The 23,527-nt window shown below is 36.9% G+C and carries 24 protein-coding genes and 1 riboswitch; of the genes, 9 read left to right on the forward strand and 15 right to left on the reverse strand.

From position 1 onward, the window contains the following. Window positions 1-220: 220 nt before the first annotated feature. Both J2Y40_RS05945 and J2Y40_RS05950 read right to left on the reverse strand, forming a co-directional pair. A complete protein-coding gene (locus J2Y40_RS05945; protein WP_153399665.1) occupies window positions 221-409 on the reverse strand; it encodes a hypothetical protein in 189 nt (62 codons plus the stop codon). 124 nt (window positions 410-533) lie between these two features. Beyond that, a complete protein-coding gene (locus tag J2Y40_RS05950; protein ID WP_153399664.1) occupies window positions 534-890 on the reverse strand; it encodes an arsenate reductase family protein in 357 nt (118 codons plus the stop codon). A gap of 119 nt (window positions 891-1,009) precedes the next feature. On the opposite strand from J2Y40_RS05950, the gene J2Y40_RS05955 reads away from it, so the two are divergent. The 5 genes from J2Y40_RS05955 to J2Y40_RS05975 all read left to right on the forward strand — a co-directional run bounded on the left by J2Y40_RS05955 (window position 1,010) and on the right by J2Y40_RS05975 (window position 5,959). After that, the gene (locus tag J2Y40_RS05955) at window positions 1,010-1,477 is read left to right on the forward strand and encodes an acyl-CoA thioesterase (protein ID WP_153399660.1); all 468 of its coding nucleotides are present in this window, start codon (window positions 1,010-1,012) and stop codon (window positions 1,475-1,477) included. Between the two features lie 71 nt (window positions 1,478-1,548). Continuing rightward, window positions 1,549-2,388 carry a GLPGLI family protein gene (locus tag J2Y40_RS05960; protein WP_153399656.1) on the forward strand — a complete coding sequence of 280 codons (840 nt, stop codon included), beginning with the start codon at window positions 1,549-1,551 and terminating at the stop codon, window positions 2,386-2,388. A gap of 51 nt (window positions 2,389-2,439) precedes the next feature. Next, window positions 2,440-2,507, forward strand: a riboswitch (Fluoride riboswitch). A gap of 30 nt (window positions 2,508-2,537) precedes the next feature. Beyond that, window positions 2,538-3,845 (forward strand): voltage-gated chloride channel family protein, encoded by a 1,308-nt coding sequence (locus J2Y40_RS05965; RefSeq protein WP_309997749.1) that lies wholly within the window; start codon window positions 2,538-2,540, stop codon window positions 3,843-3,845. 153 nt (window positions 3,846-3,998) lie between these two features. Further along, complete coding sequence (locus J2Y40_RS05970; protein ID WP_309997751.1) at window positions 3,999-4,874, forward strand: LysR family transcriptional regulator; 876 nt, start codon at window positions 3,999-4,001, stop codon at window positions 4,872-4,874. Window positions 4,875-5,023: 149 nt separating this feature from the next. Beyond that, window positions 5,024-5,959 (forward strand): putative sulfate exporter family transporter, encoded by a 936-nt coding sequence (locus J2Y40_RS05975; RefSeq protein WP_309997753.1) that lies wholly within the window; start codon window positions 5,024-5,026, stop codon window positions 5,957-5,959. A gap of 251 nt (window positions 5,960-6,210) precedes the next feature. Here J2Y40_RS05975 and J2Y40_RS05980 read toward each other — a convergent pair whose 3' ends face one another. The 9 genes from J2Y40_RS05980 to J2Y40_RS06020 form a co-directional block, all read right to left on the reverse strand. Further along, entirely contained in the window at window positions 6,211-6,390 is a 180-nt protein-coding gene (locus tag J2Y40_RS05980) for a hypothetical protein (protein ID WP_153399650.1), read from the reverse strand. Between the two features lie 408 nt (window positions 6,391-6,798). After that, window positions 6,799-6,969, reverse strand: coding sequence for a bacteriocin (locus J2Y40_RS05985; protein WP_153399649.1), 171 nt, complete (start codon window positions 6,967-6,969; stop codon window positions 6,799-6,801). Window positions 6,970-7,598: 629 nt separating this feature from the next. Beyond that, entirely contained in the window at window positions 7,599-8,840 is a 1,242-nt protein-coding gene (locus tag J2Y40_RS05990; RefSeq protein WP_153399648.1) for an MFS transporter, read from the reverse strand. Between the two features lie 72 nt (window positions 8,841-8,912). Further along, window positions 8,913-10,481 carry a ribonuclease Y gene (gene rny / locus J2Y40_RS05995; protein WP_153399646.1) on the reverse strand — a complete coding sequence of 523 codons (1,569 nt, stop codon included), beginning with the start codon at window positions 10,479-10,481 and terminating at the stop codon, window positions 8,913-8,915. A gap of 229 nt (window positions 10,482-10,710) precedes the next feature. After that, window positions 10,711-10,998 (reverse strand): cell division protein ZapA, encoded by a 288-nt coding sequence (locus J2Y40_RS06000; RefSeq protein WP_153399644.1) that lies wholly within the window; start codon window positions 10,996-10,998, stop codon window positions 10,711-10,713. Beyond that, on the reverse strand, window positions 10,998-11,300 hold the full coding sequence (locus tag J2Y40_RS06005) for a hypothetical protein (protein ID WP_062697042.1): 303 nt from the start codon (window positions 11,298-11,300) through the stop codon (window positions 10,998-11,000). Before J2Y40_RS06005 ends, J2Y40_RS06000 begins: the two co-directional genes overlap by 1 nt. 140 nt (window positions 11,301-11,440) lie before the next feature. Further along, complete coding sequence (locus tag J2Y40_RS06010; protein ID WP_153399643.1) at window positions 11,441-12,223, reverse strand: porin family protein; 783 nt, start codon at window positions 12,221-12,223, stop codon at window positions 11,441-11,443. A gap of 3 nt (window positions 12,224-12,226) precedes the next feature. Beyond that, window positions 12,227-12,958, reverse strand: coding sequence for a bifunctional demethylmenaquinone methyltransferase/2-methoxy-6-polyprenyl-1,4-benzoquinol methylase UbiE (gene ubiE / locus J2Y40_RS06015; protein WP_062697040.1), 732 nt, complete (start codon window positions 12,956-12,958; stop codon window positions 12,227-12,229). Between the two features lie 3 nt (window positions 12,959-12,961). Beyond that, entirely contained in the window at window positions 12,962-13,531 is a 570-nt protein-coding gene (locus tag J2Y40_RS06020) for a hypothetical protein (RefSeq protein ID WP_153399641.1), read from the reverse strand. A gap of 101 nt (window positions 13,532-13,632) precedes the next feature. Between J2Y40_RS06020 and J2Y40_RS06025 the strand changes: the two genes are divergently transcribed. Both J2Y40_RS06025 and J2Y40_RS06030 read left to right on the forward strand, forming a co-directional pair. Then, the gene (locus tag J2Y40_RS06025; RefSeq protein ID WP_153399640.1) at window positions 13,633-14,700 is read left to right on the forward strand and encodes a 3-oxoacyl-ACP synthase III family protein; all 1,068 of its coding nucleotides are present in this window, start codon (window positions 13,633-13,635) and stop codon (window positions 14,698-14,700) included. Window positions 14,701-14,767: 67 nt separating this feature from the next. Next, a complete protein-coding gene (locus J2Y40_RS06030) occupies window positions 14,768-15,973 on the forward strand; it encodes a metallophosphoesterase (RefSeq protein WP_153400043.1) in 1,206 nt (401 codons plus the stop codon). Between the two features lie 333 nt (window positions 15,974-16,306). On the opposite strand, the gene J2Y40_RS06035 is transcribed toward J2Y40_RS06030, so the two are convergent. After that, on the reverse strand, window positions 16,307-17,059 hold the full coding sequence (locus J2Y40_RS06035) for a polysaccharide deacetylase family protein (protein ID WP_309997760.1): 753 nt from the start codon (window positions 17,057-17,059) through the stop codon (window positions 16,307-16,309). A gap of 84 nt (window positions 17,060-17,143) precedes the next feature. Further along, complete coding sequence (locus tag J2Y40_RS06040) at window positions 17,144-18,109, reverse strand: NAD-dependent epimerase/dehydratase family protein (protein WP_153399635.1); 966 nt, start codon at window positions 18,107-18,109, stop codon at window positions 17,144-17,146. Between the two features lie 285 nt (window positions 18,110-18,394). Between J2Y40_RS06040 and ggt the strand changes: the two genes are divergently transcribed. Both ggt and J2Y40_RS06050 read left to right on the forward strand, forming a co-directional pair. Then, a complete protein-coding gene (gene ggt / locus J2Y40_RS06045; protein WP_309997766.1) occupies window positions 18,395-20,083 on the forward strand; it encodes a gamma-glutamyltransferase in 1,689 nt (562 codons plus the stop codon). 371 nt (window positions 20,084-20,454) lie between these two features. Beyond that, window positions 20,455-21,735, forward strand: a complete 1,281-nt coding sequence (locus tag J2Y40_RS06050) for a dicarboxylate/amino acid:cation symporter (RefSeq protein WP_153399632.1) — start codon at window positions 20,455-20,457, stop codon at window positions 21,733-21,735. A 37-nt stretch (window positions 21,736-21,772) separates the two neighbouring features. Here J2Y40_RS06050 and J2Y40_RS06055 read toward each other — a convergent pair whose 3' ends face one another. Continuing rightward, window positions 21,773-22,663, reverse strand: coding sequence for a diacylglycerol/lipid kinase family protein (locus J2Y40_RS06055; RefSeq protein ID WP_409017673.1), 891 nt, complete (start codon window positions 22,661-22,663; stop codon window positions 21,773-21,775). A 5-nt stretch (window positions 22,664-22,668) separates the two neighbouring features. Then, a complete protein-coding gene (locus J2Y40_RS06060; protein WP_153399631.1) occupies window positions 22,669-23,496 on the reverse strand; it encodes an RsiV family protein in 828 nt (275 codons plus the stop codon). Window positions 23,497-23,527: the final 31 nt, after the last annotated feature.

A 23,527-nucleotide genomic window follows, 5' to 3' on the forward strand; every position in this document is an offset into this window, starting at 1 on the left:
CACTCATGCTATTTTTAAGCTTAATATCTTTGAATTTATAAGTTCACAAAAGATAAACATCTGCTAAATTTGCGAGAGAAAAAACATCCGCAAACATCAGTGAAATTTGTGGAATCTGTGGGAAATTATTTTAAGTTCACTTAGACTTTAAAAATCTCCGGTTTTTATTAATCAACAAATAAAAAAGAGACTGTAAATTTTACAATCTCTGTATTTTTCATTATCTGCAATAACAACAGAGTGACCTGTCCGGGGTACACATATCCCCTCTTCCGGGATGATTTGAAACTACTCCTCCGGCTTCACCACAAAGCGTATAGCAGTTGACTACAATTACTTTTCCACCACCGCTAATTTCTTTTAATGCTGGCCGGCCTAGTTTTTGGGCTTTAAAAATGTTTTTATTCATACTACTATTTTTGGTATTTTAAATATATGAATAAAACTTTAAAATACTGATGAGTAGTATTTTAAATATAAAAAGTTTCGGCTCCGCTTTGCGGAGCCGAAACTTTTTATATACTGAACAAGAGCTATTCCTCTACTCCGAAGAATACTTTCAGGGCTTCAATATTTTTCTTATCATTTCCAACAAAAATTTCCTTTTCTGTAAGGAAAACCGGACGTTTCAAAAAGGTATAATGATCCAGAAGCAGTTCTTTAAAATCTTTCTCACCCAAAGATTTTACATCTAGTTCTCTTGCTTTAATCTGCGTAGATTTTTTGCTGAATAATGCTTCATATGATTTTGTCTTTTTATGCATTTCCGCAAGCTCTTCTTTGGTTATCGGTTCTTTCTTGATCTCACGAAGTTCCCAATCTGTAAGGTCAAATTGTGCTAAAATCTTTCTGCAGGTATCGCATGTATTAAGATAAAATACTTTCTTCATTGTTTTTTAATCTGTTATTGGTTAAATTTCGGTCTTTATTTGAAGTTTCGCTGCTCAAAAGTAGGATTTAATCTAAGATTCTGAAAATTATTAAATAACTTTATTCAAATTTTATAAAGATGGATAACAAACCTATTACTTTTCAGTTTATTTCGGAACCCTCAGATGTTAATTACGGGGGAAACGTACACGGTGGAAGTGTCATGAAGTGGATTGACCAGGCAGGTTATGCATGCGCCACGACATGGAGCGGAAACTATTCTGTGACGGTTTATGTAGGAGGAATCCGTTTTTACGAGCCCATCAAAATCGGAGAAGTCGTTAAAGTAGATGCACAGGTGATCTATACTGGATCATCAAGCATGCATATTGCCATCAATGTTTTTTCAAGAAATCTTAAACAACCTACTTTTGATAAAAAAACACACTGTATCATTGTTTTTGTAGCAGTAGATGAAAACGGTAAAAAACTGCCGGTACCCAAATGGGTTCCTGAAACGGAAGAACAAAAGCAGCAGGAACAGTATGCTAAACGGCTTATGGACCTGAGAACGCAGATAGAAGACGAAATGAAACCGTTTTTGTAAACAGTGTATGAAATTGAAGATAAAAATAGTTAGATAAACAGTTTAATGAAACCCCGCATTTTTTATAACCCATGAAAAATATTTTTACGATTACGGCTGTACTACTTATGGCTTTGGTTCAGGCCCAGACACATCGGTTTATTTATCAGTTACAGTATAAGATGGATTCTACAGAAAAGCATCATGAGAAGCAGAATATGATCCTTGATATTACTCCAAAAGAAGTAAAGTTCTATGGACAGGATCTGGCTATTACTGACTCTTTAAATAAAAAGTTCGGGATGAATTCCAGTTATACGGACATGTCCGGCCAGATCGTGAAAAGAAAGATCAATTCTTTTGAGCATGAAAATTACCTCAATATTAAACAAGGATATTATTCTTTCAAAACCAACGACAAAATAAATTGGATTATTTCTGACGATACCAAAAAGGTTGAAAACTATACTTTACAAAAAGCCGTTGCGAAATTCGGAGGCAGAAGCTGGACCGCGTGGTTCTGTAAAGACATTCCTTTCAATGAAGGACCTTTTAAGTTCCGGGGTCTGCCGGGACTGATCTTTGAACTGTCAGATGGTAAGGATAACTTTATTTATACTCTTGTTAAAAGTCAAAAACTATCGGAAGTTTATTCTACTCAGAATTTTGTAGAATCTAATTTCGGAAATAAGGCGGTTCCTATCAGTGAAAAGCAGAAATACAAGCTTACTATGGAGTTTTATAATGATCCGTTTGCTTTTGAACGAAATAATTTCAGTAAAACCAACACTGATCTGAAAATCAATATCAACGGAAAAGAAATCCGTACAGTTGATGAACTGAATACCCAAACGAAAAGCATGCAGGAGGTTATCAGAAAGTACAACAATCCTATTGAAATAGATAAAGCAATACACTATCCTATATACTAAACATAACGGTAAGATCTTTTATCTTGTAATCTTAATTCCTATATTTGCAGTATCAAAAAAGGAAATGGTGCTCTTCCTTACCCAACCGCTTTACAAAAGCTGATGACGCCTGATTAAGAGATTATTAACAATAACTTATCAGGATTATTATGTCAAAAAACCAACGAACATTTAACAGAAAAGCAATTTTTCATCTGCAATTTTTCTTCAGAAAATATCCTGCGCTGCCTTATCTTGCAAAATGGCTGTGTATTAGTATGATCCTTGGAGTTCTTGTGGGAACAGCATCTGCGGGATTTCTTCAATCTTTGGAATGGGCAACTCATTTCAGGGAAAATCACCTTTGGCTGATTGCTCTGCTTCCTGTAGCTGGTTTTTTAATCGGGCTTTTATATTATTATTTCGGAAAAGATGTTGAGGCCGGAAACAATTTGCTGATTGACAGCATCCATGATCCGAAAGAAACTATTCCGTTCAAAATGGCTCCTTTTGTTTATCTGGGGACTATTGCTACTCATTTTTTTGGAGGATCAGCAGGCCGTGAGGGAACTGCTCTTCAGATGGCCGGAGCCATAGCCGACCAGCTCAGTAAACCATTCAAACTGGATAAGAATGAACGAAAAATTCTGCTGATTGCTGCCATTGCTGCCGGTTTTGGATCTGTTTTCGGAACCCCTCTCGCCGGAGCGGTATTCGGGCTTGAAGTTTTCCTGATCGGAAGAATTCGGTATAATGCAATTTTTCCCGCTTTTGCTTCTGCTATTCTTGCTGATTGGGCCACCAGTCTCTGGAATATAAAACACACTCATTATCATATCGACATTATCCCCAAACTGGAATTTCTGCCTTTTCTATATAGTATTCTGGCTGGTATTATTTTTGGAATCTGCGCTGCTGCTTTCAGCAGGGTTATCCATTGGGCAGGTTTGGTTTTTAAATCAAAGATCACATATCCTCCATTTCGCCCTGTAATTGGAGGTATTATTATCGCTTTAACAGTATTCGCTATGGGAACTACAAGATATATTGGTCTTGGCGTTCCGGTTATTGTAGAATCTTTCGAAAAGCAGCTTCCCCTTTATGATTTTGCTTTAAAGATGATATTGACGATAATCACACTCTCTGCCGGATTCAAAGGTGGTGAAGTAACTCCCTTATTTTTTATCGGAGCCACTTTAGGAAGCGCTTTGTCTCTTTTTATTCCGCTGCCGTTTGGTCTGCTTGCCGGAATGGGGTTTGTTGCCGTTTTTGCCGGAGCAACTAATACTCCCTTGGCCTGTATGTTGATGGGAATCGAACTTTTCGGAGCTGAATCCGGAGTTTATATAGCGACTGCCTGTGTAGTATCTTACCTACTTTCCGGCCATAACAGTATTTATACGAAACAGAAGATTGGAGAAGCTAAGAACAGAAGGTATGCAGCTCAGGAAGATAAGTCTGTTTCGGAGTTTTTGTAAAAGTGGTAGAAATGTCAATGGTGAATTTTGCTGTGTAAGTCAATGGTGAATTGGGGCTGTGCGTAAAAATTCACGGCAAAGCCAATTCACCATTGACCATTTCCACGGTCTCTTTCCCGGAAAATCCTTAAGTTTGCCCCATAAATCCACAGGATGTTTGATTACAGATTAAAAGTTTTCTATACAACAGCTTCCAGACTGAGCTTTACCAAGGCTTCAGAAGAGCTGCATATTTCCCAGCCTGCCGTAACCAAACACATTAAAGAGATTGAAAGCCAGCTGGGAACAAAGCTGTTTGACCGAAAAGGGACTTCTATTCAGCTTACACAAGGTGGAAAAATTTTATTTGAATATGCTGAAAAGATCCGGAATATCTACCGCGACCTGGAATTTGAGATCAGCCAAATTAATGAACAGCACAAAGGAAAGCTCATTATTGGAGCCAGTACTACCGTTGCCCAGTATGTACTTCCTGAAATTCTTGCCAAATTCATTAGTTATTACAAAGATATTAAGATCGAATTGATCGCTCACAATACTGAAATTATTTCTGATCTTTTAAAGGAAGGTAAAATAGATCTTGGTATCATTGAAGGAGAATCTCAGTCTTCTTTTTTTGATTACCAACCGTTTAAAGCTGACGAAATTGTGCTGGCTGCAAAATCTGATCATCCTTTAGCCCATAAGACATTAAGCCTGAAGGATCTTTACAGCCTGGATCTTATTTTCCGGGAACAGGGCTCGGGAACGCAGGAGTTTATTCAAAACCGATTAAAGGAAAAAGATGTTGATATTGAAGAACTTCATACGGTTATTCAGCTGGGAAGCAGTGAAAGCATCAAAAATTACCTTCTTCATTCAGACTCTATGGCATTCCTGTCTATCAGCACCATCATCAATGAACTGAAAAACAAAACCCTTACAGTAGTTGATATTAAAAACTTCAGCATCGAAAGAAATTTCCATTTCATCCTTCCCAAAGGGGAACAATCAGAATTAATTAAATTGTTTTTGAGATTTACCAGCTAATTAAAACACACAACATAACTTCGTCTAACAAAAACATCTTTCACCTTTCACCTTTAGTTATAATAAAAAGTTATCCATTATAACAAAATACGATTTACTTTGTAATATTAAATTACGGAATTTTGGGATCTGATTTCAAAACTTGTTATATGAAAGATTTCATCCAAAACAACGCGTTACGTAAAATAATTTTTATCATTTTTGCTGTTTTTTGTCTCACACCATGGGTTTCTTCACCGATCGCTTTAGCATCCGGGTTTGTTTTAGTTGTTCTTATTGGAAATCCATTTGAGAAGCATCTTCATCAATATATTCATTTGCTTCTTCAGGTTTCCATTGTCGGCTTGGGTTTCGGACTTAAACTTGATGAAGCTTTACAAGCCGGAAAATCTGGTTTTCTTTTAACTGTAATGAGTATTATAACCGTTATGGTACTGGGATATTTTCTGGGACGGGTATTTAAGCTGGAGAAGAAACTTTCTTATCTGATTTCCGCCGGAACAGCAATCTGCGGAGGAAGTGCCATTGCAGCCGTCTCTCCTATCATAAAACCAGATAGCAAAGAAATATCGTTGGGGCTTGCCATCATTTTTACTTTAAATTCTATCGCTTTATTTATCTATCCCGTTATCGGGCATATGCTTGATCTTTCACAGGAGCAGTTTGGATTGTGGTGTGCAGTAGGAATTCATGATACCAGCTCTGTAGTGGGTGCTGCCGGAAAATACGGATTTGAAGCCTTAAAAACTGCTACAACGGTAAAGCTGGCCCGTGCGCTATGGATTATTCCGGTCTCTGTGATTACCATGTTTATTTTCAAAAACAATAAGTCTAAAATTAAAATTCCATGGTTTATCGGATGGTTTGTTCTTGCTATTCTTCTGAATACTTATTTTCCTGTCTTTGAACGTTTTAGCAGCAGTGTAACTTCACTCGCCAAATCCGGACTGAATCTGACTTTATTTTTTATTGGTTCTACTCTTTCGATACAGACTTTAAAAACGATTGGAATTAAACCATTGGCAATGGCTGTTATCTTATGGATCGTAATCAGCATAGGAAGTTTGCTTTATATTATTTTTTAGTGGAATGCATGGGAAAGTATCTCTATTCCGGATAAATAATCAACTTATAATTAATTCAAATTGCACCTATTTTTTTGGAACGCAAACATTTATAATACTGCTTATTTCAGGAGGCAAAGGTAGGAATTAACTCAGTTGATTCGATGAAGCGGACTTATTATTGTAAGCTTAAAGCACAAAAACCTTCCGGAAATCCGAAAGGCTTTTGCATATTAAATGTGGAAATGTTTATTTCTTAACTGAAATCATTCTTACATTGCTGCCTCGCCACAGTTATATCCTTGTGTACAGGCGATATACTGCACGCAGTACCATGGTCCGGTTACAGAACCTGAGCAACTGCATCCGCAAAGAGATAAATCAGGTTTTCCGCTTATTCCTCCTGCAATGTTTTTAAGATCTGTTTTTGTTAGTTTTTTAGCATTTTTCATAATGGTTGTGATTTAGTTTTGAGATTTAATAATATAGTTTAGTTACCTTCCAAAGTTAAACAAATATTAATTATTCGCAACATAATTTATTATAAAATTTAATAAAAGCTTGATATCATTAGTATTATTGATATAATAAAGAGTTTCTGATCCGGTATATTTATTAAACAATTTTATTACCTGATGCTTTCAACAGCCTTGATATCTGAAAATAGCAGTGTATTATAATGGTTCAAGAAAATGATAATGGACTTCTTTTTTAAAGCTCTTAAAAGTGTTTATATTTATTTTTATTTTAAAATGAAAGTTAAAAGTTATTGTTTTGCCCTGTAAAGAAAAGCCCGGACAGCTTTAAAAATAAAACCTTCCAATTTCTTGAAAGGTTTTACTGTATGAAATGTTTTTATATCAGCAAGTCATTACCTGAAGACATCTTTTATACTTTATGCAGTAGGTTGGCCCTGTTACCGCTCCTGTGCAGCTGCAGCCACATTTTGAAAGATCGGGAGTCGCTACTCCGCCAACTCCTCCTACAATGTTTTTAAGATCTGTTTTTGTTAGTTTTTTAGCGTTTTTCATAATGATTGTGATTTAGGTTGGAGATTAATAATATAATTCAGTTGTCTTTCAAAGTTAAACAAATATTAATCACATGCAACATAATTCAGTGTAAATCTCAATAATATACTGATTTTAAACTTATACAGCTTTAAATTCCGATTTTCACAACAAACCGTGACGCGCACAAAAGATTAAAATAAAATAGCCTCCCGGAAATTCCGAAAGGCTATTTGCAAATAAAATTTGATAATACTATTCCATCTGGATAGCTTTCAATCGCTACATGAGAATAATGATTAGAAGTCTAGTGGGCAACTCACATAGTCAGCACAATATTCCGGACCACCTACAACTCCTCCACAAACGCAATAACACTTAGATAAATCTGGAGTTCCACTTGCTCCTCCTTTAATGTTTTTCAAATCTGCTGCTTTTAGTTTCTTCGCATTTTTCATAATAATTTTGCTTTAAGATTAATATTTGTTTTTTATTACATTTCAAAACTAAATAATCATAAACACAAAACAATAAAATTCGCATTGATTAAACCAATAATAAGCATTCACAATAACCATATGTTTAATTTATTACACAAATTATAAAAAATTATAACAAATTTTAAAAATATAGCTTTTAAACTGAATAAATTATTCTATAAATTCTAGATTTTTATTATGTGTCTCAGAAATTGTCAATGAAGAATAAAATGCAAGTCCAAAAACAACAACTCCTACTATAGCCGCACTTATTATTACCGTAAAATTATTCTTTAAAAGATCAAAGGCCAGAATCATTACCGGCACCAAGCCTCTTACCATATTAGGCACGGTTGTGGTTGCTGTATTTCTGATATTGGTTCCGAACTGTTCTGCCGCCAGAGTAACGAACATCGCCCAATACCCGGTTCCTAATCCCAGCCATACGCAGAAGATATAATATTTGGTTTCTGTCTCAGTATTTCCAAACAGCATGATCCCTACTCCAACCACCGTGAAAAGCAGCATATAAAATATGGCCATTTTACGTGATTTCAAGGCATGAGAGATAAAGCCGCTCATCAGATCGCCAACAGAAATCCCAACATAAGCCCACATAATTGCTTTTCCGGGGCTAATATCTTTTATTCCGAACTCAGGAGCAAACTGATTGGCTAAAACAGCAAGAATACCTATACAGTACCAGGTAGGCAACCCTATTGCTATGCATTTCAGGTACCTGATCAGACGGTCTTTATGGGTAAAAAAAGAAAGAAAATTTCCTTTCGAGACATTTTTATGTTCAATATTCTTATAAATTCCTGATTCTGAAACACTGATCCTTAACAGCAGCAGCAAAATTCCCATGATACCACCGATAATGTAGGAAATATTCCACCCTCCGGCCAGTTCTACAGTCAATTGAGCCACTACTGCCCCCATGAGACCAAAACCAGCCACAACTGAGGTACCAATTGCTCTGAGATTCTTCGGCAGGCTTTCAGAAACAAGGGTAATTCCCGCTCCCAGCTCTCCAGCCAGTCCGATACCCGCAATAAACCTTAACCCGGCATATTGATACACCAAATGCTCTTTAGGAAAGTAAGGTAGAAATCCACAGGCTATATTCGCCAGGGAATAGACCAAAATAGAACCAAAAAGCACAGAAAGCCTTCCTTTTTTATCTCCAAAAATTCCCCAGAAAACCCCTCCGATAAGAAGCCCTACCATTTGACAGTTCAGGATAAAAGTTCCATCGGTATCCGGATTAAGACCCAGTGCTTTTAAACTGGGAATTCTCACAATCCCGAATAGCAGCAGGTCATAAATATCTACGAAATATCCCAAAGCAGAAATAATGACGGGAATAGAAAAAATGTATTTCAGTTTTGAAGACAAAGACAGTTCTTGCATTTTTAAGTTTTGATAAAAATAAAAAACCTTTCAATTTCTTGAAAGGTTTTTATAAAATATCTTGATCTGTTATTATCTTGCAATATTCACAGCTCTTGTTTCTCTGATTACGGTTACTTTCACCTGTCCAGGGTAAGTAAGTTCGTTCTGGATCTTTTCTGAGATATCGTAAGATAACTGAGAAGCTACTTCATCGTTCACTTTTCCGCTTTCTACCATTACTCTCAGTTCTCTACCTGCCTGGATTGCATAAGCGCTGGATACACCGTCAAAGCTTAATGCTGCAGACTCAAGGTCTTTCAGTCTCTGGATATAAGATTCCAATACCTGTCTTCTTGCTCCCGGTCTTGCTCCTGAAATCGCATCAGCTACCTGGATGATTGGTGATAACAGAGATTTCATTTCAATTTCATCGTGGTGAGCTCCGATTGCGTTGACAACCTCTGGATTTTCTCCGTATTTCTCAGCCCACTGCATTCCTAATAAAGCATGCGGTAATTCAGATTCCTGCTCAGGAACTTTACCAATATCATGTAAAAGACCTGCTCTTTTGGCTAATTTTACGTTTAGTCCTAGTTCAGCAGCCATAGTTGCAGCAATATTCGCTACTTCTCTTGAGTGCTGAAGTAAGTTTTGTCCGTAAGAAGAACGGTATTTCATTCTACCTACAATCTTGATCAATTCAGGATGTAATCCATGGATTCCCAAATCAATAATGGTTCTTTTTCCTACTTCAATAATTTCTTCCTCGATTTGTTTTCTTGTTTTTTCCACCACTTCTTCAATTCTTGCCGGGTGGATTCTTCCATCCGTTACCAGTCTGTGAAGGGATAATCTTGCAATCTCTCTTCTTACCGGATCGAAACATGAAAGAAGGATGGCTTCAGGGGTATCATCAACAATAATTTCTACACCTGTTACTGCTTCTAAAGCTCGGATATTTCTACCTTCTCTACCGATAATTCTACCTTTTACTTCATCAGATTCAATGTTGAAAACAGATACTGAATTTTCGATAGCCTGCTCGGTTCCGATTCTCTGAATCGTCTGGATAACAATTTTTCTGGCTTCGTTCTTGGCGTTCATCTGAGCTTCCTCCATGATTCCCTGAACGTGTGCCTGAGCTCTTGTTTTAGCCTCAGCTTTCATGGTTTCTACCAATTCTGCTTTAGCTTCTTCTGCGGTGTAATTGGATATTTTTTCAAGGATTTCCACTTTTTTAGCGGTTGCTATATCCAGTTCCTGCTGTTTTCTGTCTAAGATTTCATTTTTCTTAGCATAATCTGCGATCTGCTTGTCAAGGTCTTTTTCAAGTTTTCCTGTCTTGCTTAATTCGTCATTCAGCTTGTGCTCTTTGTCTTTAGTCCTTTTTTCTACTTCCTGCATTTTCTTTTCGCGGGACTGGATGTCTGCATCATGCTGTGATTTCAGTTCCAAGAATTTTTCTTTGGCCTGAAGATTCTTTTCTTTCTTTATGGATTCAGCTTGAACGTTTGCTTTTTCTATAAGGTTTTCGGCATTTTTCTTTGCATCATCTATAATAAATTTTGCCTTAGTATTCAGTGAGCTTCTAGAGAAAAACATCCCTAGTACTGCCCCGATAACTAAGCAAATAACGCCGGCTATAATGGCTGCTGTCATAATATATATTGAGTTTTAATTGTCTTCATATCTAAATAAAAAAAGCCCACAATAATCCAGAGATTGAGAGTAAACTCCTAATCAACACGATTTGAACTGATTTCTGCTGTCTGTAATCCGGACGAACCGGCACGCCATTCAGCGGACATTTGTTCGGTAATTGTTTAGCGTTGAGTTTACCTTTAATGTGTTAGAATTATTGTAGGCAGTCTTTTCCAGGAAAAAAAATCTATTTCCCGATTTCATCCAACGACTGATTAATCTTTATTAATCTTTCATTGGTAGAATTTATATTTTTATCGTAGTTAAGAGATACCACTTCGGCATTGGTTCCTAATTTAAGGGCGCACATAGCCAGAGCATCCTGTTTATCTCTTACATCGAAATTCTGTTCAAAATCTTTAATCATATTTTCAATCTGCTTCCCTACCTTACGCAAAGTTTCTTCCTCTGCGGCCGGTACGTTCAGCGGATACACTCTTCCTGCAATGTTTACGGTTATTCTTCTTACCTCCATTATAATCCACTGTTTTGAAGCTGTGCAATACAGAAATCTATTTCCTTCACCAGTCTGTTGATATGATTTTTCATCAGCCTGTTATGTTCCGGATTTCCTGATATTGCTGAATAAAGTTTTATATTTTTTTGTTCTTCTGCTAATACCTGATTTTTCCTCCTCTCCTCGTCGTATCTCTTTTTCAGTTCTTCATGCTCAGTATTTAATTCTGATAATTTTTCAGCAAGATTTTTATAATTCTTTTGTAAATTCAAAATCTTTTTTTCTAATTCTGAAAAATTGTTTTCTAAATCTTGAAGCATTTCAGGTTTTGTATATTCTAACTAATAGCAAAAATAACAAAATATTAACAGTAACAAAAATAAATGTCCCAATATTTTGATCTGTTCACAAAAAAGGAGATGCAGAAGCATCTCCTTATATATTTTTTATAAAGTATTTTTTACTCAAACTTCAACACGAACATTATTGCTCTTGTCTGAAGAGTAGACATTGCAGTAGCCCAGTATGGAGGTGTATTGGCATTATCCGCCACTTTCTCGTTATTCATAAAGAATGTTCCTCTCACGGCAGGAGTCAGTTTAAATTTATTAAAATAGAACTGAATTCCCATTTCAGCAGACCATGCAAAGTTATGCGTGGTTGATCTGAATACCTGCTGCATATTGTCATCTTCCGAAGTAGAGTTAGACTGAAGGTTTACAATATAGTTAACCCCCGCAGCGATATAAGGTCTTGAGTTATACCATCTCTGACCGTGAAGCTCCAATAGTACAGGAACGTCTACCAAAGTAGATTTAATCTCTCTTGTTTTGTCTTTATCCGTTAAAGGAAAAGGCATAAACGCAGGGTTTGTTAAAGTTCCAGCTGCATACTGGTCATTAGACTGCGTTTCAAAGATCAACTGCCTCTGAGCAAATTGTAAGCCTGGTTCTAATCTTAAATCCAAATAATCGTTCAGTCTCCATTTGGCGATAAGACCCGCACCGAAACTGTAACTTTCTTTAGATGTAACAAGATTCTGATTCCCATTCATACCATATCTTGGGTGAAGAACGATACGGTAGTCCAGTCTGTTGCCATTCAAGTAAAAACCCCAACTGAATTTCTGTTCGTCAAAGTCTTCCAACTTATCCATTCTGTTTCGGGTTCTGAATTGCGCATCTGCGAAAACAGCGATATTTACTGAGGCTAAAACCAGTGCTCTTAATAAAAATTTATTCATAGGTTACTTTGTTGCTTTATAAATTGTGGCTATACCTAAACTTAGTTTTTTATATTCTACTTTCTTAAATCCTGTATCTAAAAGAATTTGTTTCATCTTCTCCCCGAAAGGAAAAGCATTTACAGAATCCGGAAGGTATGTATATGCCCTATTATCTTTGGAAACCAATCTGCCAATGGCAGGTAATATATTTTTGAAATAAAACATATAAAATGGTCCTAAGAACCCCTCAACCTTTGAAAACTCCAGTATATAAACACTCTTGTTATCTTTAACTACTCTTCTTAATTCTGCCAAACCTTTGGTAAGGTTTTCAAAATTCCTCACTCCAAATGCAACGGAAACAGCATCGAATCTATTGTCCTCGAAAGGTAAATTTTCCGCATCTCCTTTTTGCATGGAAATTTTGCCGTCTAATTTAAGTTTTTTTATTTTAATAACGCCAACATTTAGCATTTGTTGTGATAAATCCAAACCAATTACTTTTGCACCGGTTCCTTTTTCGATGGTGATCGCCAGATCTCCCGTTCCTGTAGCCACATCCAGCACTTCCTGGGGACTGTCATTTTTCATCATTTTCACCAATGTATTTCTCCACAAAACATCAATTTTCATAGATAAAACATGATTCAGAAGGTCATACTTCGGTGCAATATTGTCGAACATATCCTCTACCTGGCTCTTCTTTGTAGCCTCGGAATTATAGGGAGTAACTTTGGTAATATCTTTTGTCAAAACTTAAAACTTGTAATATTCTTTATAATAATTAAGGTAATCCTGTTTTCTGAAGATTTTCGATCTGGATTCCACTTTCTGGATATTTTTGATCAGTTTATCATAATCTTCGTCCACATTGTAATAAAAATCATCCGTAAACAGCCTGTTAAAATGCTTAGCTCCTCCGAAATACTCTTTACCATCAATGGTTGTCTTGCCCAACTGCATAAGCAGTGAATCCTTTTTAAGGTTATATCCGTAATACTGATCATTGACGTAATAATCCTGGTGCGCAATATTAAGCAGACCACGAATTTTATTCACTTCAAATGCGGAATCATAGAGCATTTTTTTATTCTGGTCAAAAACTTTGATAGAGTTTTTTCCTTTATTCAGATCAACATGCACAGACTGCCCGGCAGAGATAATACCTTCGGAACCGTTATTGATTTTAAAATAATACGTATTGGGGGTAGGATTATCTACGACATAATAATTCTTCTTAGCTAAAAAAAGGAAGTAGATCCCAAAGGCAACGATAAACGCCACAGCTGCAATAAGTAAGCCTTTTAAGGACGGATTGTTTTTCATAGATTGTAAAGTACAATTTTTGCAAATTTAATAATATTTTTAATTCTCCGTTATTAATATTAATTATTAACTTTGCATCTTTAAAAAAATCATATAAACGAATGCCGAATACGATCATTATTGGTTCCGGATCCTATATTCCTAACAGAGTTATTGGTAGAGACTATTTCATGGATTCTGAGTTCTATACGGAAGACGGGGTGAAGATTGAAAAGCCTGCGGAAGAAACTATTGCCAAGTTTGTAGAAATCACAGAAATAGAAAACAGAAGATTTATTGAGGACGATCTTTCCAACTCACAAATCGGTTATGAAGCTGCTAAACTCGCTATTGAAAACGCAAAAATAGATGGTGAAGAACTCGATTATATCATTTATGCAAGTAATTTTGGGGAAGTAACTCAAAACGGATATGCAGATTTTATGCCGACAATGGCAGCAAGAGTGAAGAACAAGCTAGGCATCAAAAACAGAAAATGCGTTACCTATGATATGCTTTTCGGATGCCCGGGATGGGTGGAAGCAATGATTTTAGCAGATAATTTAATCAAAGCTAAAACAGCAAAAACCATCCTTGTCATTGGAGGTGAAACATTAAGCAGAGTAACTGATCCGTACGACAGAAACAGAATGATCTTTGCAGACGGTGCAGGTGCTGTAGTAGTAAAAGCTACTGATGACGAAAATGTAGGAATCATTTCTCACAACACAATCTGTGATAATGGTATTGAACTGAATTACCTGGCCAACGGACCATCTATCAACAAAGACGCTGATCAGAACCGCATTTTCGTAAGAATGCAGGGAAGAAAAATTTATGAATATGCTCTTAAAAATGTTCCTGTAGCCATCAAAGAAACCATTGATGAAGCCGGACTTTCTATTGAAGACATCGATAAAATCCTGATCCACCAGGCTAATGCCAAAATGGATTACGCCATGATTGAAAGGCTTCACAAGCTTTATGACATCAAAGATTACGACCATTCAATCTCTCCTATGACAATCCAAGACCTTGGAAATACGTCAGTTGCAACAATTCCCACCATGTATGATTTAATAATTAAAGGAAAAATGGAGGGTCAATCGTTTAAAGATAATGGTAACATTGTGATGACTTCGGTAGGCGCCGGAATGAACATCAATGCTATCGTTTACAGATTTCCTTAATACTAATTTTAATTAAAAAATATAAAAGCACAAAAGGAAGTCTTCTTTTGTGCTTTTTTTAGATCTGATCATGAAAAATTTTTTAATTGTTGCCGGTATCTTCTTTATTTTGGAAGTTTATATTTATCAGGCAATAAGAACCTTAACCGATAATTTCTGGGTACGGCTCGGATATTGGGTCGTGTCTTTAGCTGTTTACGGATTTTTCGCCTACGAAATTTCTCATTTCCAAAAGGCAGACAGAACTTCCCTGAGAGCCCAGATCGCCATCTCTCTATTCCTGATCTTTATTCTTCCGAAAATTTTCATTGTCCTGTTTTTGCTGATTGATGATATTTTCAGAACCGGAAGCTATTTAGTAGGCCTAACACAGCCTAAAGAAAACTTTTTCCCTGAGAGAAGAAAATTCCTGAGCCTGGTAGGACTAGGTCTCGGAGGTGTACTTTCAGCACTTTTTATTGATGGAATTACTTTCGGGAAATACAGACATAAGGTAAGAAAAATCAAAGTGAAAATCCCGGGATTGGGCAAAAGTTTCAAAGGATACAAAGTCATTCAGATCTCTGACGTTCACAGCGGAAGCTTTCCAGATCCAAGCAAACTGCAACATGCTGTAGACCTGATCAATGAACAGAAACCTGATCTTGTTCTTTTTACCGGAGATATGGTCAATAATGTAGCCGATGAGTTCAAACCTTTCATTCCGTTATTTTCAAAAATCAAAGCCAAAGACGGAAAGTTGGCCGTATTAGGAAATCATGATTATGGTGATTATGTAACCTGGACCTCTCTGGATGCTAAAAAGAAAAATCTCGATACTCTTATCGATTATGAAAAACAGGCTGGATTTGATATGCTGAGAAACGAAAACAGAATCATTGAAAGAAATGGTGAAAAACTATACATCCTCGGGGTTGAAAACTGGGGATTAAAACCTTTCCCTCAATTCGGAAAAATTGACGAGGCCTTAAAAGGAGTTCCGGAATCCGCTCCGAAGATCCTTATGAGCCATGATCCTACCCATTTTGATTACGTCGTGAAAAAACACCCCGGAAACATTTATTTAACTCTTTCCGGACACACCCACGGAATGCAGTTCGGACTTGATCTGAAAAATGTAAAATGGTCTCCGGTACAATACCGTTACCCCAAATGGGCAGATTTATATGAAAGTGAAGGAAAAATGCTTTACGTTAACAGAGGATTCGGAGTCCTTGGCTATCCGGGAAGAGTAGGTGTTTTGCCGGAAATTACACTTTTTGAGCTGAGCTAGCAGGATACTGATGTAAGGTTTTAAAAAAAAAGAGGGGGGCTAAACAGAGTAATTAGATAGCTTTTTATCTCTTGCTCTCCTACTTACTTCAGGACCCCTTATTAATTTCAAAAAACAGATATAAAAAGCCTTAAATTCAATTATGTACAGCTTCTGAGCTCTGAAAGCAAACATGAATTAAAAACCACCAAGTGATAAAAAAAATCATTTAAAATAATTTATAATAATCATTTTTTACATCAAAATACAACAAGCAGTAAAGCTGTGCCTTGGAATTAGCCGAAATAATCTCCAGCTCTTTCTGAGCTATCTTTATAATTACTGATTGTATTACTAAAATATATAATCTTTCATCCGGGAAGTAGCCAGCTCTTTCTCGTTGATCCAGGTAAGGAGGGCATCTAGTTTGTCCTCCATTTTTTTGCCCGAAAACAAGCTCCTGTAAAACGGGATATCAAACCGATATTTATTAAAATCGGTAAACTGCCAGGAATTAAGATAGATCAGAACAAAATCATCCTTCTTCAGCGTTTCAAATACCATGTTCTGATAATACTTCATTGGCAGGATTTGAAACACAAAATCATTATACGGCAGCTGGCTGTAAGGAGAGATACTTTCCGGAACGATGCTCAGTCCGTCTTCTTCCGTGATCTCGGTATCCCTTTCCAGTCTTTTGAACGGAAAAAGAATATCCGCATTGTCGATATTGGAAATATAATTAAATTCCAGAGATTTCAGATTCTCCTGAGATTCTTTATGATCTTTCTGCCGGATTCCCCGGATCTGCTTTTCCAGAAGTTCCTGAATACTTTTTTTCACCTCTTCAATTTCCTGAAGATTGGAGCCCTTGTTATAAAAAGCAATTTCATGCCCTTGGGATGAAATTGCTTTGATTAGATTTTTAAGTTTTTCTGCAATAGAAATCTCTATAAAAAAACTTGCTTTTACGTCATGAATATCTAAAATTCTTAACAGTGCTTTGGTATTGTCTTCTGTAATTTTCAATCTTTCTTCATCGGAGATCTGAGCCTCTTTTTTCACAGAAGCTTCAATATTCAGGATGTTAAAAGTTAACAATATCATATTAATTAAATTTTAGATATATTTTATAATTAATTAAAAATCAGATGTTAAATAAGTTTTTAATTAAATTTTAACTTTAAGCAATTAATTCTTAGCTAATTTTACTTTAAGATTTTTAATCATGTCCTTCGTCATCTCAGAAATTCCGAAATCGTAGGTTAATCCCCAGTCTTTTTTAGCCACAGAATCATCGATGGAAGCCGGCCATGAATCTGCAATTGCCTGTCTGAAATCCGGGTTGTAATCGATCGTAAATTCCGGTATTTCTTTTTGGATTTCCTCCGCCAGTTCTTTCGGAGTAAATGACATTCCTCCCAGGTTGTATGATGAACGAACGGTTAAACTTTCTTTCGGGGCTTCCATTAATTTCAGGGTTGCATTGATGGCATCATCCATATACAACATTGGCATTCCTGTATTCTCAGAAATGAAACTTGTATAATTTCCATCTTCTATGGCTTTGTAAAAAATCTCCACAGCATAATCCGTAGTTCCTCCCCCAGCAGGAGTTTTCCATGAAATCAATCCCGGATACCTGATACTTCTTACATCTACTCCATGCTTATCGAAATAGTATTCGCACCACTTCTCTCCTGCCATTTTAGAGATTCCGTACACGGTAGTCGGATTAAGAACAACATCCTGCCCTACATCATGCTTTGGAATTCCTTTTCCGAACACAGCGATTGAACTTGGCCAGAAGATCTTTTTAATAAGTCCTTCTTTCGCCATTTCACAAAAGTGAAGAAGAGGTTCCAGATTTAGTTTCCATGCAAAAATAGGCTGCTTTTCAGAGGTCCCGGATAAAAGCGAAGCCAGGTGATACACTGTTGTGATATCATAATCTTTAATAACCTGTCTTACTAACTGGGTATTGGTAACATCCATTCTCTCGTAATGAGCCGCAGAAGTAATTCCTTCCTGCCATCTGTCCAGTCCTGAAGCAACCACATTGTCTGCTCCGTGAATTTCAACAAGTCTGTTGGTAAGTTCGGTGCCTATTTGTCCCAAGGCTCCCGTGATCAGTATTCTTTCCGTATAGGATTCCATTTTTCAGATTTTTTTAGAATTGTACAAAAGTAAAAAAATCATGCTTATCATAATAAAAAAGGTGACTTTAAAAACGGGCTCTATAACAGCTATTGAAAAAAATCATCATAAGAATTCAGATTTCCGGGAAACCACTCATAATTAACTTTCAGTAAAAAATCGTCAATAAGATCAGGTTTCACATCTCTTTTGTTTACCACACCTGTCAATCCGGAATACCTCATAGGTTTAAAAGGCCGCTCTTTACATTGAAAAAATATCTACTTTTGTTATAAAGAAAATCCTATGAAGAAGTTTTTTATTGCTGCGGTATTGCTGGCCGGTCAATTGTACTGGGCCCAGTTCACTGATATCAGCATTGTAAAAGAGGTAAAAGTAAAGAACAAAGGTGTTGTGGTATCTGCCCATCCTCTAGCCAGTGAAGCAGGCGCAAAAGTTCTTAAAATGGGTGGAAATGCCTATGATGCTGTTGTAGCTGCACAATACGCTTTAGCCGTTGTATATCCCCAGGCCGGAAATATCGGCGGAGGCGGATTTTTAGTCGGGGTGAAAAACAATGGGGAGAAATTTACTTTGGATTATAGGGAAACTGCCCCAAAAAAGGCTTCCAGAGACATGTACATCGATAAAAAAGGAAAAGCAGATACGGATCTTTCTCAAAACGGAAGACTGGCAGTAGGCATTCCGGGAAGCGTTGCCGGCTTTTTCGCTACTTTAAAACATTGCAAACTGCCCATGGAAAAGATCATCCAGCCAGCCATTGATCTGGCGGAACAGGGGTTTGCCATCACGGAGCAGGAAGCCGATATGCTCAATAACAACAGGGAATATTTCAAAAAACACAATACATCTTCCATCGTTTTTATAAAAGACAATCCATGGAAAGCAGGCGATCTTCTGATTCAGAAAGAACTTGCCGAAACCTTGAAACTAATCCAGAAGCAGGGAGCTAAAGGTTTCTATGAAGGAAAAACCGCTGAACTTCTGGTTGCTGAAATGAAAAGAGGCAACGGAATTATTACGCTGGAAGATCTTAAAAACTATAAAGTTGCAGAAAGAAAAGCTTTAGAATTTGATTATAAAGGCAATAATGTGGTTTCCATGCCTTTGCCTTCAAGCGGGGGTGTTCTTCTCGCTCAAATGCTCAGAATGGCCAGCTTTGAAAACCTTGAAAAATACCAGCAGAACTCTACAAAAGCAGTTCAGATCATGACTGAAGCAGAAAGAAGAGCTTTTGCAGACCGCGCAGAATACATGGGTGATCCAGACTTTATCCAGGATAAGACTGCCTATCTGATCTCTGATAATTATTTAAAAAGCCGATGGAAAAGTTTCAGTTTCAACAAAGCAACTCAGAGTTCTGAAGTTGGAAAAATTATTCCTCAGCCGAAAGAATCTACCCAGACTACCCATATTTCTGTTCTGGATAAAGACGGAAATGCAGCTTCTGTAACCACAACACTTAACGGTTATTACGGAAGCAAAGTCGTAGTTTCGGGAGCAGGATTTTTCTTAAATAATGAAATGGACGATTTCTCCATCAAACCCGGCGTACCGAATATGTTCGGAGCAGTAGGCGGAGAAGCTAATTCAATTCAACCCAATAAAAGGATGCTTTCTTCCATGACTCCAACCATTCTTCTGAAAAACGGGAAACCTTATATGGTTGTAGGAACTCCGGGAGGAACAACAATCCCTACCTCTGTGTACCAGTCAATTGTCAACGTCGTTGATTTTAAACTCAATGCCAATATCTCTGTCAATGCTCCTAAATTTCATCATCAATGGCTTCCGGAAACGATAAAAGTGGAAAATAATTTCCCCGAAAGTACCATTGCTGAACTGCAAAGTAAGAACTATGTGATTGAAAAGGTAAAGCAAATCGGAAAAACAGAAATGATTGTCCTTGATGACAACGGAAATATTCATGCTGTGGCAGATGGCCGTGGTGATGACTCTGTTGCTGTTGAATAACCAGTATCTGAATATAATTTTATAAAAATATCCCGGGTAGTATGATCCGGGATATTTTTTGTTCACATTTTATTTGAAAGGTTAAAGTTTCCGCGATCTGGGGACAGACAAAAAAAGAGTTAGCAGAAATTTAAAAATTATTGTTTTTTCCCATTATACTTTTTCTTGAAAATCGAAGATTCTACGTAGTCAAAAAAGTATACAAAATTCAAGACTGAAATCATCCGTTAAAGGCATAAAAATCTTTCTGGTTAACCATTATCCTGTATTTTTATTTGTTGGTTTAGGCTAAGACCTGCAATTATTAATGACTTTCGTCATGTTTTAAGATAAAAATTCTTAATTTTCGTGCATTGAAAACAAGCCAATCTTTGAAAGCGAAAAAATTCCATCAACAGCTTTACTTCCAGGTGATTATCGCTATTGCAGCGGGTATTCTTCTAGGAAATTATTATCCTGAACTGGGTGAAAAAATGAAACCTCTGGGCGACGGATTCATTAAACTTGTCAAAATGATTATCGCACCGGTGATTTTCATAACCCTTACCCTGGGAATTGCTCATATGACTGACCTTAAAAAAGTTGGAAGGATTGCCGTAAAGGCCATGATTTATTTCTTTACATTTTCCACTCTAGCCTTGATTATCGGATTGATTGTAGGAAACCTTCTTCAGCCGGGACACGGATTAAATATCGATCCTTCTTCTCTTTCAGGAGATGTTTCTCAATATCAACAGAAAGCTCATGAATCTACTTTTACAGGATTCATTATGAATATTATTCCTGAAACGCTTTTCAGTCCTCTGGTAGGTGAAAATATTCTTCAGGTACTTTTAGTAGCTATATTAATGGGAGTAGCACTTGTTTTAACAAAGGAAAAAAGCCAGAAAGTGACAGATTTTCTTCAGGATCTTTCAACACCGGTCTTTAAGATCGTTCATATGCTGATGAAACTGGCTCCCATCGGGGCTTTCGGTGCCATGGCATTTACGATTGGAAAATACGGCCTTCATTCTGTTTTGAATCTGATATTCCTGGTCGCTACATTTTATATTACTTCTTTTCTGTTTGTTGTTTTGGTCTTAGGAGCCGTTGCATGGTATAACGGATTCAATATTTTCAAACTAATGTTCTATCTGAAAGAGGAGCTTCTTCTTGTTTTAGGAACCAGCTCTTCTGAATCCGCACTTCCGGGTATTATGGAAAAGCTTGAGAAAGCAGGCTGTTCCAGAGCCATTGTAGGACTGGTAGTTCCAACCGGTTATTCTTTTAATCTGGATGGGACCAATATTTATATGACACTTGCATCTTTATTCATCGCACAGGCTCTGAATATTGATCTTCCGATTGAAAAACAGCTGATGCTACTTCTGGTAGCCATGTTGAGTTCGAAAGGAGCTGCAGGTGTTACAGGAGCGGGATTTGTTACTTTAGCAGCTACCCTTGCTGTTGTTCCTGAAATCCCGATTGCGGGAATGACCCTGATTCTGGGAATTGATAAGTTTATGAGCGAATGCAGAGCCCTGACCAATGTCATCGGAAATTCTGTTGCTACCGTAGTGGTTGCCAACTGGGAGAAACAATTGGATAAAAAACAGCTGCAATACTGTCTGAAGCATCCGGCTGAGATTGAGAAAAAGCTGGAAATTTGATGGGATCTTAATTTATCACTATTTTTTAAGCAAAGGATTAAACCAGGATATTCAGGCTGGCAGGCAGCACTTTTACATGGACAGGGGATTTTATTTTGTTGAATTCTCCATCGAGATGCCAGTTTTTGGTATTTACCTTAAATGATATTTCAGAAACGGGAAGATAGGTTACATATTCATCATCTTTCAGTCGTTTAGTAAACATTCTGAAGGCAAAAAGAGCGGAATAAGTAAGCGGAAATTTTTTCACCAAAACCATATCAACAAGTCCGTCACTTTTACTTGCATTCGGGGCAATATAGGCATTGTTTCCGAACTGGCGGGTGTTGGCAATATTCAGCATCAGGTATTTTCCGTTATATTTCTGGTATTCTTCATCAAAAAACTTAACCTTGATTGGTTTATAGTTAAAGAAAGTTTTAAGGGAAACTTTAATGTAATTTTTAAAACCGCGGCTTGTTTTTTCAAACTCTTTGACTACTTTACCGTCAAAACCTGTTCCTGAAACATTGATTGAAAGCCTTTCATTGACCATAAAGGTATCAATCTTTTTGGATTTTCCGGCTTTGATTTTTTCTAAAAGTTCATCCAGATTTTTGTTAAACCGGGTTTCATTGGAAAAGCCATTTCCGGATCCGGCTGGAAAAATGGCCAGAATCTTTTCTGTATTGATCAGGTTTTTGGCAACGGTAGAAATAGTTCCGTCCCCTCCGATCGCTACAAATATATCCACCTCATCAAAGTGGGTTCTGATGAAATCATCTGTCCCCGGAATAGACTCAGAGACATAGTACAAGGGATTATCGACCTTTTTTTTAAGTTCATTAAGAAACGGCTGATAATTTTTTTTAGCCGAAAAGGGGTTGATGATAAACGCTGCTTTTTCCATTACCGCAAAAATAGAAAATGCTTCCTGATCGGGAAGCATTTTATTTATTTTATTTTCATTCTTTCTTTGAATTCAGAATTCAGGGTACCCACCAGCTCGTTCCAGGAAACAGGAATGATGATATCTCCTGCTGCAAAAGCGGCAATTTCATAAGGGCTGTAATGAAAATATAGGTTTTTCTGGTCAAAATAGAAATTATCTGTTACAGGAATGGCTTCCACTAATAGCATTTCAGAGTTTTTAACTTCTCCTTTTTCGTCTGTAGCTCCATTAGGGATTGTATTGACATTCTTCATCAGAATAGCTTCCAGCTTGGCTTTAGGCATAGAAGTGATCTCTTTAAGCATAAGCCTTTTATTTTTTTTAAGGTCAAAAACCCTCTCTGAAAAACCATAGTTATCATGAGCTCCGCCTGTATATGAACTTTGGGCATATTTAATATGCATGTAATCATTCATGTTAGAAACCAAGTTCATCCGGGATTCGGAATACCAGTTTTGGGCAGAAGAAATATCCGAAAGCACATCTTTACTTTCTTTTTTCACAGAATTGAAATAGTTATTTTTTTCGTTGTTCAGATATAGTTCCAGTCCTTGTTTAGAGAAATCTCTGATTCCTTTATGATCAAAATAAATACTATCTAAAAGTGTTTTCTCCTTCAGTTCCGGGAAAACAAGGAACTTGGAAGAGAACGCTACTGATAGGGAATCACTGATCTTTACAGAATCAGATACACTCACTGAATCAATTTTTAAACTTACAGGTTTCAGGCTTTCTGTTTTATCTGCCGGAATTTCTCCTTTTTCTTCTTTTTTACACGCAGAAAAGGCCAGCAAAGACAAAACAGCCAGAACAGCAATACTTTTTTTCATAACTCCAATTTCCGATAGGAATGCAAAAACC

It is taken from the genome of Chryseobacterium sp. 2987, assembly GCF_031456375.1.
Classification (GTDB): domain Bacteria; phylum Bacteroidota; class Bacteroidia; order Flavobacteriales; family Weeksellaceae; genus Chryseobacterium; species Chryseobacterium vaccae.